Origin of the sequence: uncultured Jannaschia sp., assembly GCF_947494025.1 — a bacterium.
Taxonomy (GTDB): domain Bacteria; phylum Pseudomonadota; class Alphaproteobacteria; order Rhodobacterales; family Rhodobacteraceae; genus Jannaschia.
In genome coordinates, this window is sequence record NZ_CANLTQ010000022.1 from 1 (window position 1) to 16521 (window position 16521).

15 protein-coding genes are annotated in these 16521 nt (G+C 69.3%); all 15 read right to left on the reverse strand.

Annotated elements, in window-relative coordinates; all coding sequences use genetic code 11:
- Nucleotides 1-34: 34 nt before the first annotated feature.
- A complete protein-coding gene (locus Q1B08_RS16640; protein ID WP_299821409.1) occupies nucleotides 35-1075 on the reverse strand; it encodes an IS110 family transposase in 1041 nt (346 codons plus the stop codon).
- Between the two features lie 1215 nt (nucleotides 1076-2290).
- Complete coding sequence (locus Q1B08_RS16645; protein ID WP_299821411.1) at nucleotides 2291-3484, reverse strand: helix-turn-helix domain-containing protein; 1194 nt, start codon at nucleotides 3482-3484, stop codon at nucleotides 2291-2293.
- Nucleotides 3485-4562: 1078 nt separating this feature from the next.
- Nucleotides 4563-5078 (reverse strand): hypothetical protein, encoded by a 516-nt coding sequence (locus tag Q1B08_RS16650; protein WP_299821413.1) that lies wholly within the window; start codon nucleotides 5076-5078, stop codon nucleotides 4563-4565.
- Nucleotides 5079-5562: 484 nt separating this feature from the next.
- Nucleotides 5563-5910: a hypothetical protein gene (locus Q1B08_RS16655; RefSeq protein WP_299821415.1), complete on the reverse strand. Its 348-nt coding sequence runs from the start codon at nucleotides 5908-5910 to the stop codon at nucleotides 5563-5565.
- Nucleotides 5911-6506: 596 nt separating this feature from the next.
- On the reverse strand, nucleotides 6507-6881 hold the full coding sequence (locus Q1B08_RS16660; protein ID WP_299821417.1) for a hypothetical protein: 375 nt from the start codon (nucleotides 6879-6881) through the stop codon (nucleotides 6507-6509).
- A complete protein-coding gene (locus Q1B08_RS16665) occupies nucleotides 6881-7282 on the reverse strand; it encodes a hypothetical protein (protein ID WP_299821419.1) in 402 nt (133 codons plus the stop codon). Before Q1B08_RS16665 ends, Q1B08_RS16660 begins: the two co-directional genes overlap by 1 nt.
- Before the next feature lie 614 nt (nucleotides 7283-7896).
- Complete coding sequence (locus Q1B08_RS16670; protein WP_299821421.1) at nucleotides 7897-9345, reverse strand: hypothetical protein; 1449 nt, start codon at nucleotides 9343-9345, stop codon at nucleotides 7897-7899.
- Entirely contained in the window at nucleotides 9342-9536 is a 195-nt protein-coding gene (locus Q1B08_RS16675) for a hypothetical protein (protein WP_299821423.1), read from the reverse strand. Before Q1B08_RS16675 ends, Q1B08_RS16670 begins: the two co-directional genes overlap by 4 nt.
- Before the next feature lie 8 nt (nucleotides 9537-9544).
- Nucleotides 9545-11221 (reverse strand): hypothetical protein, encoded by a 1677-nt coding sequence (locus tag Q1B08_RS16680; protein WP_299821425.1) that lies wholly within the window; start codon nucleotides 11219-11221, stop codon nucleotides 9545-9547.
- 233 nt (nucleotides 11222-11454) lie between these two features.
- The gene (locus tag Q1B08_RS16685) at nucleotides 11455-11877 is read right to left on the reverse strand and encodes a helix-turn-helix domain-containing protein (protein WP_299821427.1); all 423 of its coding nucleotides are present in this window, start codon (nucleotides 11875-11877) and stop codon (nucleotides 11455-11457) included.
- Nucleotides 11878-11962: 85 nt separating this feature from the next.
- On the reverse strand, nucleotides 11963-12586 hold the full coding sequence (locus Q1B08_RS16690; RefSeq protein WP_299821429.1) for a hypothetical protein: 624 nt from the start codon (nucleotides 12584-12586) through the stop codon (nucleotides 11963-11965).
- Between the two features lie 280 nt (nucleotides 12587-12866).
- Nucleotides 12867-13373 (reverse strand): type II toxin-antitoxin system PemK/MazF family toxin, encoded by a 507-nt coding sequence (locus Q1B08_RS16695; protein WP_299821431.1) that lies wholly within the window; start codon nucleotides 13371-13373, stop codon nucleotides 12867-12869.
- A 320-nt stretch (nucleotides 13374-13693) separates the two neighbouring features.
- A complete protein-coding gene (locus Q1B08_RS16700; protein ID WP_299821433.1) occupies nucleotides 13694-14749 on the reverse strand; it encodes a hypothetical protein in 1056 nt (351 codons plus the stop codon).
- 480 nt (nucleotides 14750-15229) lie between these two features.
- A complete protein-coding gene (locus Q1B08_RS16705; protein ID WP_299821435.1) occupies nucleotides 15230-15676 on the reverse strand; it encodes a hypothetical protein in 447 nt (148 codons plus the stop codon).
- On the reverse strand, nucleotides 15673-16239 hold the full coding sequence (locus Q1B08_RS16710) for a hypothetical protein (RefSeq protein ID WP_299821437.1): 567 nt from the start codon (nucleotides 16237-16239) through the stop codon (nucleotides 15673-15675). The genes Q1B08_RS16705 and Q1B08_RS16710 overlap by 4 nt, the downstream gene beginning before the upstream one ends.
- Nucleotides 16240-16521: the final 282 nt, after the last annotated feature.

Genomic DNA, 16521 nt, shown 5'->3' on the forward strand with positions numbered 1-16521 from the left:
GATCAGGTCGGGATGCTCGTGAGAGAGCTATCGATCACGCGGCGGCGCAGGTTGGGGCATCAGGGCGTGTGAGGCGGAATTCCGTGCCATCTACCCACATCCGATGCAGAACCACCCCGATGCGCCGCGCCATCGCGACGACCGCCCGCTTCGTCCCGCGCCGTCTGGCGACTTGCAGTCCCCACGCCTTCAACCAGGACGGCTTGCCACGATGCATCATCACCGTCGCCGCCTGGTAGAGAGCAGTGCGCAAGCCGACATCGCCTGCGCGCGTGATTGCGCCCACGACGTCCACTTCCCCGGACTGATAGCGCCCGGGCGTCAGGCCCGCCCACGGACCGACATCCTTCGATGATTGGAACCGCCCGGGATCATCGATGGCGGACTTAACCGTCAGAGCCACCACCGGCCCCACACCGGGCATGGTCATCATGAGCCGGCAGGCGGCATCCTCCTTCGCCAGATCTCGCAGGCGACGCTCAAGCCCGGCCAGTTCCGCGCGCAGCCCGGCGCGGACGCGAAGGAGCGCCTCCGACATTGTCTCCAGCATGGCGTTGCCGGCCGCCAGGTCGCGCACGCGTGCCTCGTACTGCCCCTTGCTGACCTTGCCGAGCTTCAGGCCGAAATTCCTCAGAACCCCCCGCAACGCCATCTCCAGATCGAGGGCCGCCTTCTGCACCGCTTTGCGCGCAGTCAGAACCGCCCGCATCTCCTGGGCCGATACCGACTTGCAGTGCACCGGGCGGAACCAGCCCATCTGCAAAAGCCGGGCGATCCCCTCCGCGTCCCGCCGGTCGGTCTTGATCGGCATGGCCTTAAGCGCACCCTTCACCTGTCGCGTCTCCATCAGCACGACCTCGAAGCCGGCTTCCGTGAGGTGCCTGTGCAACCACTGCGACAGCGGACCCGCCTCGAGACTTGTGGTAATTGCCGAGCTGGACAGGCCCCGCAGGAAGGCAATCAACGCCTCCGGCTCGCTGTCAACCTTGGCTTCTTTCAGGATCTTGCCGCGTTCGTCGATGACACAGGCTGAAGTGCTTGCCAGCGAAACGTCGAGGCCGATAAACGCGTTCATGTCGTTGTCCTTCTTCCTGACCGGGAATTGGGACGCGCCTCATGGCACGATCCCGTCGACACGCCATGCGTGCCAAGGGCAACGACACCTCTCTCCAGCCTCAACTGCAAGCCGTGACCGTGGCGATCCGCGACGGGCCCCATTACGGCATCTGGACATTGGGGCCTCGGTCGTGTTTCAACACACATGGCCACCGCCTGATGCGGGCGACGATGGCCATGACGAGGGGCATAGGCCGCCTCGCTTGGTCTTCAGACCGCCCGTGCGACGGCTCGTCCGACGGACGGGGCCCGCGCCCCGTACCATCATCTCCTCGGCCTCCTGTTCGGAGGCCCGACCGCCTCCGCGGCGGCTCGGTATGCGACCGGCGTGCCGGCGGTCGCGGAGGTCTGGCCGAGGCCGGAACCGATCTCATCTCAGCTGCCTATGCGGCGGCTCGATACACGCGACCGCGTTGCCGGCGGTCCCTCGGGAGGTGCGAGCACCTTCCTCTTCACTTTCTCAGCCACCTATGCGGTGGCTTATCGGGGGCAGCGCCGCCGCCTATGCGGCGGCTCGTGTGGCGCAGTCCCTCCGCCTACGCGGCGGCTCCGGCGAGCGTCCGATAAAGTATCGTTCCCTCGCCTGAGTTTCAGATGGCTCCATCGCCGGGACGGGAAAAGAAGAAATCGGGGCCCGACGCAATATTTCTCGCAAGGTACTGTCCAAGAAAAATTCTTTTTCAGTGATATGCGGCCGGTGTGCGAAGCGGATGCGCATCTCCTCCTCGGCCGATCCGTCGACCGGGGCGTGCACAGGAGGATCCGCGGGGGCGAGTCCCAAAGACCCGATCCCACCAGATTACGATGTCGCACGATGCCCGTAGTCACCATCGGCGTCTCTGTGCGGCATCCATCGCCGCCCGGTCGGAAATGAAGGCCAAGCCGAGCCGCGCGCACCCTTGCTGACGCGGTCCGTGGAACGGTGCCGACGACGTTCGCCCCACGGGCTTCCCCTTCGTCGACCGATCGATGGACCAATATCCCGATCGCCGCGCGGGCGATCGCGCCTCGTCGCGGCACCGAACGAAACGCAACGAGGTGCAATCGAATGGGACGCAACGCAATCGTATCCGAGGACGACATCGTCGCCGCGGCCGAGGAACTCTTTGCCGAGAACGGCGGGCGAGGTCCCTGCCCCGCCGCACGCTCTGCCGTCGTTCAGCTCCACCCCCGCTCACGGCACTCGGCCCTCCCGTCCCCAGATGCCGGAGATGCTGGCGCGCAGGTCGAGCGCGCCCTGCAGGTGTCGGCGCGTGAAGGCCCGGAGCGCGCCGCCGCAACTCTGGATCGGCCTGGTCGGGTGCTCGCGGTTGCGGTCGATGACCATGACCGCGAGCATGGCGCGCAGCCAGCCCATGGCCTCCACCGCCTCCTTGAAGGCCGAGGGATGGATATCGAGATCGCGCAGCCGCCGCAGCATGGCCCATTCGATGTCCGAGAGCGTCGGCGCGGCCCCTCGTCCCCCGCCGGGGGCGCCATCGATGTAGAAGCGCAGGTCGTCGGAGGCGAGATAGCGGAGCTTGGCCACCGTGAGGCAGACGATAAATCGTTCGTTGACGTCCGCATCGGACGCCCCACGCCTTTTCTTTCTGCCTTCGTCGGAGCCGTCAGATATCCTACAGGATTCAGATAAGGTCTTACTTCTAGACTGTATATGGCATCGGTCATCCGTGACTGCCGCGCCGGTCACCTGGGACGGCAACGACATGGTTTTCCTGACTTTATCCACAAGTCCCTCCAGCGCGCGGTGATGTGCCTCGGCGCTTGCCAAGTTTGGGAAGCTGCGCGGCGAGACCCAGGCCGCTCGCTCCGAAGCGAGCTGGGCCACGAGGGGATGGTCGCCAAGATCGGTTTCGAAGCGCTTCAGCTTGCGGCGCGTCTTGCTGATCTCCAGCCGGACCGTCGCGAGCCGCTCCCCCTCCTCGACGTGGCGGGCCTCTGTCGCGCGGAGCTCGTCCAGCCTGGCGATGAGCGGCTCGAGCGACAGGCCCGCGCAGCTCTCCAGGCCGATCGACCCCGAGACCCGGCCGCGGTGGCCGTTCGCCGCCGTCTCCCGCGCGATCAGTCCGAGACGCTCGAGCTTGCGCTCGATCCGCCGCCATTGCTCGGGGCTCAGCCCGATGCTCGCGGCCATGTCGATCTGGCGCTCGAAGCAGACCGGGCTGCGGGCCGGGTCGGCGTAGTCCAGCGCGCGGGTCTTCTGCGCGATCCGGGCCAGCACCCTCAGGTCCGTCGCGTTCAGCCCAATCAGGTGGGCGACGGCGGAGACCAGCTTCAGCAGGCTGCTCTTGGTCGAGTTCTCCGGCAGGGTCGCGTGCGCCCGCGGCCGGAACGGCTGGGGCGGGTGGGGGGTCGTCTCTGCTCTCATTCTTCGCTCGATATTCGGCAAGGCAGGAGGGACGGCAGGCCGCGGATCATCGTTCGCACAAGATGCGTTCTTCGTTGTCCAGGGTCCTCGGGGGTGCTAGCGGCTCGCTTGCGTAGAGAGCCTGCGAAGGATTGCCGTCCTTCCGCACCCCGTGCTGGCCGCCCGCCTCGCGGGGTTTCTTTTCAGTTCTGGCTGCTGTTCTCGCTTGGCGAGGTCTCCAACGGAGACGCTAGCGTCTCTCGACGACGACCGAGGCTCTGCGCATCCATGGATGCGCCAGTTCGAGGGTCCGACCGTCGGTATGCGTCGGATCGCTCAACCGAGCTGGTCGCGCCTGCGAGGCGGGGTGGTACATGTCTGTCTCCTTCGCCCGGATCGGTGGGACCTGCGGGCCCCGCCGGTTGCCGGCATCACGCTTCTTTTCTGGGATGCCGACGACCCGTCGAAGGTCAGTGCGGGTCTGATTCGGTCCCGCTCCCCACTATGGACACGGATTCGGGAAGGTCACCTCAGGGTTTTCCGCAAAACGGAAAATAGTTCGCGGCGAGGCTCGGCAGACAATTGGTCCAGTCGGGTCGAAGGCACCGTGCGCGGGACGTGATGGAGGGGCAGGTAGCAACCGTGCCGATCGTCCGGCCGCCGAACGGGCTAGGTGTCCCGACAACGCTCCAAGATGCCCGCCTCCTGGTCCGGATCACCCGCGTTGTTGGACATCAGCCTTGACGGCGGTTGCGTGTCGTCGCCGTCGGTTCGTCCTTGGCGCTCAGGACGCAGGGTCTCAAACCAATCCAAGGCAGGTCCCCTGCAGATGTTCTCGTTCGTCCGAAGCCTGATGGTCGATTCGATGCTGAGTCTGCAGATCGCACGGCCTCCAAGATTTCAGCCGCAGCCGGATGCGGCTTGAGGCCGGCAAACCGGGGGCGTCCTGGCACGATCATTGAATATTCAGGGGTCCGGATCAGAACCCGCGCTTCCCTCGACAATGCAGGAACGGCGGTCTCGGTCATGCGCTTGCGACTCTTGGGACAGGGTGTCAACGCCGCGCCGCCCTGTATGGGCGGGAAAGTCCTCGCGCCCGTCATTCGGCTGCCACCGGGATCTCTGGGACGGCACTTCTCGCGGCATCCTGCCCGAGGACTTCGGGTCGCTTGCCGAGATGGCGCGCGATCAGGGCCCGGAGCGTGTTGGCTTCCGCCTTCGCGCGGAGGCGGGCCTCTTGTTCCTGCGCAAGCTGCATCAGGGACCTCTTGTAGTCCTGCCGAAGCTCCTCCGCCTGCTCCTCGACGTCATCCAGGACCTTGCAGAGATCTTCCCGTTCCGCCTCGTGACGAGCCTGCTCGGCCAGCATCCTCCCTCCACCTCGCCGAGGGCGGTGACGTGCATCCGGGGTTGTTTCCACCCACATGGTCTGCGCCAGCGCGACCCCGGCGGCACGAATGTGCTCCGGCATCTGCGACGCCGCCGCCCTTTGCGCCTCCTGGCGCGCGGCTTCCTCGCGCAATGTCCGCAGCACGCCGATGAGGAAGCTTCGCCGCGCGGCCACGCGCTCCTGCAACGCGTCGATGGTGGGCCAAGGCGCCTTGGTCCCGGGCAATCGCCCGCGCGATCTCCTCCGCCATCTCCGGCGGCGCCTTGCTGCTTCTGTCCGGCGTATTCGCTGGGCTTGTCGTCTGCGACTGGGGATGACGGTCGTCCATTGCTCTACTCCTGGTCGGAGAACTCGTGGGAACCGCGGTTCCCGCCGGGTCCCCGGCGGTGCGTTGCGTTGTTGGGATGCCGAGGCGACCCGTCGGAGGTCGTTGCGGTCGCTGAGCGGTCCCGCCCCCCATCATAGGCATGCGGCCGGACTGCACACTTCAGGGTTTTCCGCAAAACGAAAATAGTTCGGGCGGGCGGTCGTCGGGCCGGTGGTCGAAGAGGACCGGTTGCGCGTGGCGCGCTGGACAGGCCGGAGCAAACGAAGCCTGACCCCGGCCGCCCCGCTGTTGCCGATCGCCAGAACGGCAATCGGCGATGTTGGTCGAGGGGCGCTTCAGGATCCTCAACCTGTGAGTCCCGACACGGCCCAAAATGCGCCATCAGCCTCGGCGCTGCGGCAACGTGTCGTCGACGTCGGTCCACCATTCGGCGCTTCGGGCGCCTGGACCGAGGATGTCCAGGACAGACTCCTTGCGGATGTTCACGATCATCAGCAGCAAGAACCCCGTCTTGATGTCTAAACGCGGGTCGTCTGATCGGCCGATCCGCGTGCGGGTCGGGGCGTGCCAACCGGAGATCTCTTTTACAACGAGCTTGCGATCCACGGCGGCAAGCGGAGGGGTCAGCATCACCAGATCGACATGCGAGCCCTCCTGGCCGTGAAAGCGCATCGCCACGCGGCCGCCCGGGTGGCGCGCGACGAGGCGGAGATCGTAATCGCGGGCCATCCTGAGGAGGCAAAAAAGGGCTGCGGTAAGGCGGTCGAGCCGGTGGGGGGACGGCATGAACATCGTGTCTTTCCTTTGGAGGTGATCATCATGGCTTCGCGCTATGGAAGGACATTGGGATCGTCCCGCCGCACCGGGAAACGATGGGCGTGATTTTTATCGTCGCAGCCGACGACCTCGCACATTGCGCCCGCAAGGCAGGAGTCTATGGATCGGGCCTGCAGCGGTTTTTCGGATAGAAACATGCTCGGGCGCGACGTGGGAGGAAGGTGTCACTGGATAAGATCCGGCAACGAGGCCTTCGGCGGGCGATCAGCCCCGATGAGGCTGAAGCGAACATGGACAGCAATCACGCCATGATGAGAATTGCCGGCGAGATCTCGAAGATCCTGAAGCCGGTGGAGAGATGCCGAGGCAAAGGAGCCTGATCGTTGCCTGCGATATCGTGACCGGAACCAAGGACGTGGTCTTAAAAATCTCCGATGGACGTCTGATCCGCCTCTGTAAGTAATAGAGGAACGCGCGGACGCGGATCGATCCGCTTGGTCCCTTCGGCCAAAGCCGGCCGGCACCCCGAGGATGCCGGCCACCGCGCATCATCCCTCGACCTGCGCCGCCTCGAACGCGGCGACGGCGTCTCGGAGCAGGCGGGCGATCGCCTCGAGCACGGCGCCCTGTAGCGTGATGCGCCACTCGAGGCCGTACGGATCGACGGGGCGGTCCTGCGCATGCACCGCCTCGCCCGCGAGCCGCTCCTGCGCCGCCTGGCGCAGGACCCCGGCCAGCATCGACCGGCACGCCGCGAGGCGGCGGGCGTCGGTCGAGGCGGGGTCGAGCATGTCGGCATAGGTGGAGATTGCCGCCGAGAACACCGGCGCGCTCGCATGGTTCTGGTAGCGGATCAGACGGAGCCACCGCGCCGCCTCGACACTGCGCGCGCGGCCGCGCGCGAGATCGTCAGCGCCCGACATCACGCGGCCTCCGGACGCTGCGCGGGATCGGCCGCCGCGAGAGCCTTGAGCGCAGCCAGGCCGCGTTCGAGCACCTCCGCGCAGAGGCGGGCCCCGTCGGCCCGCGGGTCGTCCGGATGGACCGACAGGAAGCGCGCGGCTTCTTCGCTCCACGGGTCGTCGGTCAACTCCAGCGTGAGCAGGCAGCGCAGCGCCTCCAGGTCAGGCAGCAGGGAAAGGACGCAGGCGCCGGCGGCAAGCGCGTCGGCGACGCCCGCCGCCCGGCGGGCCCAGTCGGGGCCGCCGAGCAGGTCGGCCGCGTCGACGAGCGCGTCGGGGTCGTCGCGCAGCCAGTCGCCGAACGCATCGGCAGTGCGCGCGCGCCGGTGCAGGGCGCGCGCGTCGAGGAGATGATGGGACATGAGATGTTCCTCATTGGCGGCAGCTCACCACGAGCCACCTCAAGCCAGGCCCCGCGCCGGGCCCGGTCGCCGCGCGAGGCGGCCGTCGTCGTTGCTTTGTCTGTCTTTCAGGCCCGGCGAGGGGATCGGACCGCATCCTTAGGCTTGAGGGATGCGGCTCCGATCCGGTTGGAGCTCAGGGCCGCTCCGACCGCGGGCTCAGGCGCGGGGGGCGCGCCTGCGACGGCGGGGATACCGGTGCTCCACCGTGAACGGCCGTCGCTCCCTGCCGCGGTGGCGGCCCTGCCTCGGGAGGATGACGCGCCGGCCGAGGGCTTTGTGTCGATCAGCGACCGTGTCGGCAGGGGCAGACGTGAATGAGAGATCGTCGCGCATGGATGCGGTCCTTCACGATGATTGGATCAGAGCGACGCGCACGACCGGTGAGACCCCGGGCAACCCGTAGCAGCAGAAGGTATGAACCCTGTCCGGCCGCCTCTTTCCCCTCTCTTTTCTCTTCTTGAAAGGCGATCCGCTGCGTGCGCGTCACACCGACCGCGCACGCAACGGCTCGCCTCCCCTGCCCCGCGGCGACAGGCGCGCTCCGACAGACACCAGCCGCCGGCTACCGTCCCTCAGCCCGCACCGGCCTCGATCTCGGCGTATCGGCCGTCCATCGCCCGGACCGCCGCGCTCGCATCGAACTCGCTGCGATAGGTTTCCTGCATCCAGCGGTCCGAGTGTCCGAGCATGTGCTGCGCGGCCCAGAGCGCGTCGGGACGCAGCCTGCGGATCGCATCGACGATCAGCGTCCGGATCAGGTGGCCCGTCAGCCGCTCGGTGGCGCCGTCTTCCATCTCCAGGGGGAAGTCCGCCTCCAGGCGGCGGTTGAGGAAGCCCCGCCCGAGCACGTCCGGGCCAAGCGTCAGCAGGTTCGCGCCATCCAGCTCCGCCATCCGCGCCCCGATCCGCCGGGCCGGTCGGTCGGCGAGGACATGGGCGTCGAGAAGCGCGCCCGTGCCCGGCCAGAGGGCTTCCATCTCCTTCCGCCGCGCGGTCTTGCCTTGCCGGAGGTCGTGATGCCAGACACCGTCCGCGTCGCGGGTCAGCTCCACGCCGATCCGCGCGTGGCGCAGGTCGCCCTGACGGTCGCCGGCATTGACGAGCAGCGCATAGAACACCGCCTTCTGCCGCAGACGGAGCGCGGCGGTGGACTGCGCCGGCCGGGTCCGCGCCGCCTCCCCGGCCGCCACGGCGGCGCGCAGGAGGTCGCCAAGCTCGAAGCGCTCCCGGAAGGCCCGCAGCACCGCGCGCTTGCCCGGCACCGCGTCCGTCGCCGCCTCCGCGAGCGCGCCGCGGATCTCCTGCAACGCGGTGAGACTGGCCTCGTCGAGAAGGCCCGCGCGCAGGAAGTACATCTCGAGCCGCTCGAGGTAGTCGCCCGCGGTCCGACAGCTGACTGCCCGCTCGAGGAGCAGGTAGCGTTCGAACGCCTCGAAGAGCTCCTCGGACGGCGTCTCCGGCACGACCACCCCGCGCGCCTTCGCCCAGTCGCGGCTCGCCGCGAGCAGGCCGACCGCGCTCACCACGACCTCCCTCGTCTTTGCGGCCAGCGGCCGGAGCGCGTTGCCATAGGGGCGGACGGTCCGGTCGAGGATCGCCTCGGGGCGGGGCCAGGCGGCGGGCCAGCGATCGGCAGGCAGGCCGATCCGACGGCTATGTGCGGCAACCTTCGGCTTCTTGCCGTAGCGCGCGTTGAGCCAGGCATCCCAATGCCTCTTCGTCTCGGCAGCGGGCGAGAGCGGCACGTCGGGCGCAAAGGCATGCAGCCCGTAGAGCAGCGCGCGCAGCCGGGAGCGCGAGGTGGCGACGCTCTCGTAGATCGCCGGCGTCACGCAGGCCGGCGGCAGGCCAGCCGCGTCGAGGCGGGCGTAGAAGTCCCGCATCAACGCGACGACGCCCCGCTGCGCGAAGTCCCGGTAGCGCAGATGGTCCTGCATCCGCGCGACGACGTCCCGCGGCACGCCCTCCAGACGGGCGGCGAGCGCATCGGCGCGCTCAGCGCGGCTCGTCGATCGGGTCATGTCCGGCTCTCCCTGAGGTAGGATTGGAGGGTGGGGTCGATCGTCTCCAGTACCTCGGCGAACATCCGCGCCGCGGCCGCGCCCTCGCCACGCGCGTAGAACTTCTCGACGGTTTTCACGGAGTCACCGAGGAACGCCGCCACCGTGGCGTAGTCGCCGGGATGGGCGCCGAGCCACAGCGTGGCGGCCACGTGCCGCATCATGTGCGGTTGCAGCCCGGGCACGCCCAGCCGGGCCACGCAGCGATTCCACACGCGGTTGAACGTCTGGCGCGACAGCACGCCGTTCGGGCCGGCACGAGGTGGATGTTCGCGTCGGCGTCGATGCCCTTGGCCGCACACCAGCGCGGCAGGCCCTCGTCCAGCCAGGAGACGATCACCTCCCACTGCCGCGCGGGAACCTCCCCCTCGATCGGCCGCCGGTTCTTGACCCGTCCGCGGGCGATATCGAGCCAGGGCCTGGCGTTGCGGATCGGGCGCAGGAGCTCCGCCCCCGGCCCGTCGATGAGAAGCGTGTTGAGGTTGTGGCTGCGCACCGAGCGCGCCAGTTGCAGCGCCATGAGCGCCGCGCCCATCGACAGATGCAGCGCCTCGCCCTGCCCGCGCGTTCCAAGGCTGTCCCAGTCACCGATCGCGGCTTGCGCCTCCGCCATCAGCCGGCGCGGCCCTGCGACGATGGCGCGGGCGACGTCCGGGTTGCGTTCCATCAACTTGACGAACTGCTCACGCTCGACGGACATCTCGCGGGCTTGGTAGCTGTCGACGCGGTCGTACCGCGCGTCGTCTATTGCCCAGAGCACCGCCTCGCCGTAGTCGTTGCAACGCGCCAGGGTCTCGAGGGTCGACAACACGGTCGTGCCGGTGGACGTCTTGTCGGGATCGAGCAGCGTGGCGGAAGTCCGCGCCCGCTCGACGTAGCGGTCCACCGCGCGCTCGATGATCGCCACGGTGAACAGGTCCTCGATCCGCGCGAGCGCATAAGCTGCCTCGCGATCCTCGTATGTGTGACGGACGAGCCAACTCAGCGCGTTGAGATGGGCCTTCGTCCGCGCTTCCACGTTGCGCACCTTGCGCCGCTTGCCCCGGCGCGCCGCCCGGCGGGCGGCCAGGGGATCGGGTCCGAGCTTGCCGCCGAAGCGGTCCGGGGCCACACGCTCGCCGCGGATGGCGAGGCGGATCGCCTTGTCCCGGCTGCGCAGGAAGTTGGCGGAGAACCGGCTCCAGTCCAGCGGCGTGTCCCGAATGCGCGGGAGATCGCGGATCTCGGCTCCGGGCAACAGATCGGCGATGGCCGGATGGCGATCGCGGCTCCGGATCATGCCGTTGAACGCAGCCACGGAGCCGCGCAGCGTCGAGGCCTTGTCGGGCGGTGCGACGGCGAGCGCCGCCGCGACGGCAGGCGTATCGAGACGCGCGGGATGCGTCTCGCGGCACCGCGCCCGCAGGTTCGCGACGGAGAGCGAGAACATGTTGGGCAGGAGGCGCCGGCCGTCCTCGTCGAAGGTGTTCTCGGTCTCCCGGGCATAGATCTCGAGCCGGTCCCAGGCCGCGTCCTCGCTGGCGGCCGTGACCGGCTCTGCGAGATGCTCCCTTGCCCGCCCGATGGCGTTCCCGACGCCCTTGACGAACGCGTCGAAGGCGCCCTCCTGCTTGCCCGGCGTCTCACCCCGGAACGCGCCGGACCAGACGATCTTTGCCGCAATCATGGTCCATTCCCGCTCGCAGGCCGGGAGCTGCGTCAGCTTGCGTCCGGTCAGCCTGGCGGCCTTGTTCAGTCTCGCCGCGTAAACCTTGGCGGATGCCTCGGAGTAGATCACCGGCAGCAGGAGCCGGACATCGTTGAGGGAGGTCAGTCTGGGTGCGTTCGACAGGTCCATCGTTCATTACCTTTGTTCAGTGTTCATTCGCCCCACGGGGCCGTTCATTCGCAACCAGATGAACGGGACGGGGGGCGAAGTTTGGGCCGTAAACCTCGCCCCCCGTTCGGTTCATCCGGTGTTCAAGGCGCTGTTTCTGAGGAATTTCCGTTCACGCTGGGCCACGGCGCGTCGGGTCCGGGCGCAAAGGTGCGCGCCCGAACCCGTGGCCTCACTCGCCATCGGAACGCCCCTCACCGGCGCCGTCTCCGGCGCTGTGTGGGACGCTCCTGCCAGCGCCGGACCTCGGCCGGCACAAACCGCGAGACGCGTCCGATCCGGCGGACGGCAAGCCGGCCGGCCCTCACCTCGTCGCGGATCGTCGCCTCGGAACAGGCGCAGAGCCGCGCCACCTGGGCCGCCGTCAGCAGGTCGCGCTGGTAGGTCTCCTCGAGCCCGGGGGGCGGCGGACCGCCTTCGAAGGCGAAGACGTCCGGCCAGGCGTAGCGGAGAAGCCCGCGGATGTGCCGGGGCAGGAGCAGGCCCGCCTCCTCCGCCCGCCAAAAAAAGCTGTCGCTGCCGCATTGCCAGCGCCGGATCAGGCGCTCGCGGTCCAGGAGTTCGAGCGCCGCGTCGGGCGCCTTCGCGAGAGGGAGAGGAATAGGGTCGTGTCGCATGTCGCGCTCCGTTGTTGAGGACGGAGTGGACAAAGGGAAAATCCGGCCGCTTTCAAAACGGCCGGTCCGACGTCTCGTGTCAGGCTTAACCCGACCCTGCTGGCCACCACCGAGCGGCCGATGGAGCCGGGCGTCCGCAGCGCGGCCGACGCGGGCCATGCCGCCCTCGCCCCGGCCGGCCAGGACCCGGGCACAGACGCCGCAGCTCCGGCTCGATCCGCCGCTTCCGCCTCGCGACCTGCTGTCCCTGCCGACCGGCTCCGTAATAGCCGGCGACCTGGCAATTTGGCTCGTCGAAGAATGCGGCGATGTGCAGATCGGGAAAGCGCGTCCGGAGCGCGGCGATCACGCCTTCGGGCGGGCTCCAGGGTGTGTCGAAGCTGATCGCGGCCCGGTCACGGTCGACATCGACCTCGACGTCCTGGGCGGGCCACTTGCAGCCCCATACGGCAACCCGCCAGTCATGGCCGCATGTGTAAGGCAGTGCCTCGACCTGCGCCTCCTCCTCGGCCGTCAGCGGACGCGCCTCGACGGCATCGCCTTCGGCAGTCTCGACGACATGCCATCGCGCGAGGCTCACCTCCTCGCCATCGATGAAGAACGTTCGCGCACCCTGTGCGACATGGACGAGAATGTCCGGCATCGGCAGGATGGATTGGAAGTCGAAGGCACCGTCCGGGCCTGCGACGGCCGCGAGGAAGGACCGCATCTCCGCTTCATCCTTGGTCTCGACGGTTATGACGTTGTAGCACCAGTTCGGCATTTCGGGGTCTCCCGGTTGAGTTTCAGGTGACCGGGAATTGGGTTCGACCGCCGAGGACAGGATAAACTTTCTTGCTACGTCCTGCCCGACCTGCCGCGGCGTCGATACAGCGGCACGCCGCAGTCCATCGACGATCTGCTCCCTCGAGCCACGGCTGGTGAGATCGATCCACGAGGGCACCGATGAGGACGACCGATCGGTCTTGCAGGACTGTCGCAGGATCGGGCTATCCGGCCGACCGCGGGTCCGTCCGCTCAGGCCGCGGCGGTGATCGGTGCCGGCGGCCGTGGGGCGTCCGGCATCCCCTCCGTCTCGAGGCGCTGCCGCTCTGGCTTGCGAGGCGCGCGACCTGCTCGAGGCGCAGGCGCAGCTGCGGCGGCACGCGGCCGAGCACCACGGTGCCGCCCGCGCATTCGACGAAGCGGGAGCTCGGCAGCGGCACGGTGACGGTGCGTGCTCCGATGAACCGGGTCGGCTTGTGCAGCCCTGCCGCCGCGACGTCCTCCGGCGTGCGCACATGGAGCTCGAAGCCGGTGTTCGACCGGGTCCGGCTCGATGTGCCGTAGGCCACCGTCACCATGGTCTCGTCATCCTGCCGGTCGACGGCCAGGACCAGCGACGGGCGCGCCTTCTCCATCTCCGCCAACCTCTCGCTCGAGGGGAAGGCGAAGCTGACGATATCGCCGGCGGACAGCGTCTTGCGCCAGCAGGAGGTTTTCTTGGTCTTGCACATGTCGGGGCTCGGGTTCGGGATGTCGCGACGCCCCCTCTCCGGCCGGTCGAGGCCTTGGCACGGGCGCCACGGCGCTGCCCGTGCCAAGGGCTCCGCTCCGGCCTCTTCTTCTCGCCCACCCTTTTTCGGCCCAGGCGCCCTGCCGAACCCGGTGCCTTTGGAGATGATGAGCCGCGGCCTCGGCAGGTCGAAACGCCGGCGGGGCGCGCGCGCGACGTGCCGTCGGGCCGGAGGCCGATCGAGCGGGCGTCCCCGGCGTCCGGTCCCGCCGCGCCGCGCGACCCGGTGTCCGGAGCACCGTCGCGCCCCGGTTCCGGGCCTCAGCCGCCCGGGTCCGGGACGAGTTCGCTGCCGATGCTGGTGTCGACCCGGAGAGAGCGCACCACGGGGTCGCCCTCGGCCGCGAGCTCCGGCGCCGGGAAGTCTGTCCCGAAGCTCGGCCCGAACTCCGGCACGGCGTCCGGTGCAGGCTTCGTCGCGTTACGCACCGGCGCCATCCTGACCTGCAGGGCCCCCGCTGCGCCCGCCGCCCGCTCCAGCGCCAGCAGCGCCTCGTAGAGCGTCACGAGGTCCGACTTGGAGACCGACGGATGCGCCGTGCTCAGCGATCGGACCTCCGCGGTGTCGAGGGCCTGGAACCGCGCCTCGAGGAGCGCCGGGTCGCAGCCCACCGCCTTGACGAAAAGGTTGGAGGACGGCGACAGGCCGGTGGCGGGTCCCGGCGTCGCTGGGATCTGCAGGATCGCCCCTGCCCGGCCGCCGACGCGTCGCACCGCGAAATGGGCCTCCTCCTTCGTCCCCACGAACTCGAAATCGGGATGCCGCGTCACCGGCCGCACCCGCGCGCGCTCCCGGTCGCTGCGCCGCCAGACCTGGAAGACCGCGTTGACGGCATGCGGCCTCCCCTCGTGCGGGAACACCTCCCCCGGCAACGGCAGCTCGCTCACGAGCTCGAAGCGCGGGTCGAGCCGCGCCCGTATCGAGGCCTTGGCGAACGACGCCGGCAGGATCATCGCGATGACCTCGGCGAAGCCGGCGGAGTGGTTGAAGAACGCCACGGCGAGTGCGCCGCCTCGCCCGAACGGCGGGTTGCCCACCACGTGGATCGTCCCCGCCGTCCCGGCCGTCTGCCAGGTCAGGTAGTCGCGGGTCTTGATGCCGGGCGCGGCCGGCCGGATGTCGAGCCCGAGCCGCGGGACGGGCAGGCGCTCCAGGAACGCGCCGGCGCCCGCGGACGGCTCGAGGTAGAGGTCGACCGCGCCGGACGGCGCGACCTCGGCCAGATGCGCGAGGCAGAGCGCGGCGGTCTCCGGGTGGGTGAAATACTGGTCCGCGGCGTGAACTTGCGCGGCGGCGGCGGCGAGGGTCGTGATCATGTTCAGGGTCTCCCGTGTTGAACAGGAAGGACCTGGAGCCGACCGATTCCGCCCGGAAACGCGGGCGATCGTCTCCTCCGAAATTGTCTCGACCGATTGCAGAGAATTCGAACTAAATCCGGTCCACCATGGCGCAGCGCGTCAGTCCGTCCGCTCGAGCAGATCGCCCGCCTTCGGGCTCACGAGGCGGGGAAGCTCGACCTTGCAATCGAACCGGGAGAGGATCGTGATCGCCTTGTGCGCGCTCTGCGCCCGCCGTGGCAGCAGGCGGCAGAACTGCTCCCAGCCGCGCCTCGCACCATGACTCGGACCGCAAAGGCAACATCGGGGCGGACAACGCCGATCGCGTCGGCGGTGACCAGCACCACGTGGCAGTTGTCGTGGCTGCCACCGCATCCTGCGGGGGCGGGCCAGCGGACGTCCGTGCGAGAGGCCGCCTGTCCGGATCAAGGGCTGGCGCAGGGTTGCGCCAGCCGGTCGTCATTCCCCGAAGAGGCGTCTCAGCTCGCGGAGCGCGGCGGCCAAGTCGCGCACGGCCCGGACGAGGCGCCGAAGCTCGCGCAGCGGCACCGCCGCCTGGCGCAGCGCCTCCGCCTCCGGCGTGAGACGCCGCTCGAGGATCGGCGTGCCGCGGCCGGCGATCAGCCGTCCGTCGGGCGGGCGCTCGACCAGCGTGGTGCCGGCGGCAATCTTCGCGTCGATGGCCGCCAGCAGCCGCGCGAGCCCCGCCGCAACCTCACCGGTGCAGCACCGTCCGCTCGCGAGGAGGTCGGCGAGACGGATCGCCTCCGTCCGCTCCGGCTCGGGGAGCCGCGGCGCGATCTCGCGGCGGAGCGGCTCCGCAAGCTCGCCGGCGAGCGAGACCGCCGCGACGGTGTCCTCGACGAGCCGGCCGGGAAACGGCGCCTGCACGCTGTCGCCGCTCATTGGCCCGCCCTCACGGCCCGCAATGGTCGGCGCGAGCGCCGCACCTCGACGGTGAAGTCCGTGCCCTGCCTCCGGGTCCGTCTGTCGTGCCGGGCCGGGCGGCGGCGGCGCGCCTCCGCGCGGATGTCGCGCAGCGCGTGGAGGCGTCCCCGCACCGTCTGAACCGGTTCGCGCAGCGCGCCCTCGAGCCGGCCGCGAACCGGCGAGCCGGTCGCGGGCGAGACCGCGAACCCGTCGTGGCCGAGCGGCACGAACAGCCGCCGTGTGCCGACGAAACGGGTGGGAGCCTCCAGCCCCGCGGCCCGGCGCTCCGCCGCCCGGCGGACGTCGATGTCGGTGAACCGGTTCGATGGCCGCGGCGAAGCGGTGCCGCAGGCGAGCAGCGCCATGGGCTGTCTGCCGACTGTCTCGATGTCGAGGACCAGGCACGGCCGTGGCCCCGATGCGACAGAGGCGCCGTCGCCCTCCCCCGGCGCGGGGCAGCGAAAGGCGACGGCATCGCCGGGAGCGAGGTGGTCCTGCCAGGCCGTCGTCGTCTGGGTCGTCTCGATTGCGTCGAACATGCAGCTCTCCTTGCTGTGGGGTGTGCGACGCGCCCGTCTCCCTCTCGTTTCTGGGAGCGGAGGTCCTCCGGCCGGGCGCGTCACGGACAGCGCGCGCGGGCGGAGGAGCCTCAGTCCCCCTGCTTTCCGTCTTCTTGCTCTCCCTCCTCCTGCGTCCGCGGTGCCACGGACTGCCCCGAGAAGAACCCCCTGCGCTTCGGCGCACCGCCTTCGCGGAGACGTCGAGGCAGCCGTGCGCGTTGATCAGCGGACCCTGCGCACCGGCATTTTCCTTGAGGACGT

Coding starts and splice junctions, on each gene's coding strand:
- Q1B08_RS16695 (WP_299821431.1), bottom strand. CDS start 13,373: ATGTGCAAGACCAAGAAAACCTCCTGCTGGCGCAAGACGCTGTCCGCC.
- Q1B08_RS16690 (WP_299821429.1), bottom strand. CDS start 12,586: ATGCGGTCCTTCCTCGCGGCCGTCGCAGGCCCGGACGGTGCCTTCGAC.
- Q1B08_RS16640 (WP_299821409.1), bottom strand. CDS start 1,075: ATGAACGCGTTTATCGGCCTCGACGTTTCGCTGGCAAGCACTTCAGCC.
- Q1B08_RS16645 (WP_299821411.1), bottom strand. CDS start 3,484: ATGAGAGCAGAGACGACCCCCCACCCGCCCCAGCCGTTCCGGCCGCGG.
- Q1B08_RS16705 (WP_299821435.1), bottom strand. CDS start 15,676: ATGAGCGGCGACAGCGTGCAGGCGCCGTTTCCCGGCCGGCTCGTCGAG.
- Q1B08_RS16655 (WP_299821415.1), bottom strand. CDS start 5,910: ATGGCCCGCGATTACGATCTCCGCCTCGTCGCGCGCCACCCGGGCGGC.
- Q1B08_RS16700 (WP_299821433.1), bottom strand. CDS start 14,749: ATGATCACGACCCTCGCCGCCGCCGCCGCGCAAGTTCACGCCGCGGAC.
- Q1B08_RS16660 (WP_299821417.1), bottom strand. CDS start 6,881: ATGTCGGGCGCTGACGATCTCGCGCGCGGCCGCGCGCGCAGTGTCGAG.
- Q1B08_RS16665 (WP_299821419.1), bottom strand. CDS start 7,282: ATGTCCCATCATCTCCTCGACGCGCGCGCCCTGCACCGGCGCGCGCGC.
- Q1B08_RS16680 (WP_299821425.1), bottom strand. CDS start 11,221: ATGGACCTGTCGAACGCACCCAGACTGACCTCCCTCAACGATGTCCGG.
- Q1B08_RS16670 (WP_299821421.1), bottom strand. CDS start 9,345: ATGACCCGATCGACGAGCCGCGCTGAGCGCGCCGATGCGCTCGCCGCC.
- Q1B08_RS16710 (WP_299821437.1), bottom strand. CDS start 16,239: ATGTTCGACGCAATCGAGACGACCCAGACGACGACGGCCTGGCAGGAC.
- Q1B08_RS16685 (WP_299821427.1), bottom strand. CDS start 11,877: ATGCGACACGACCCTATTCCTCTCCCTCTCGCGAAGGCGCCCGACGCG.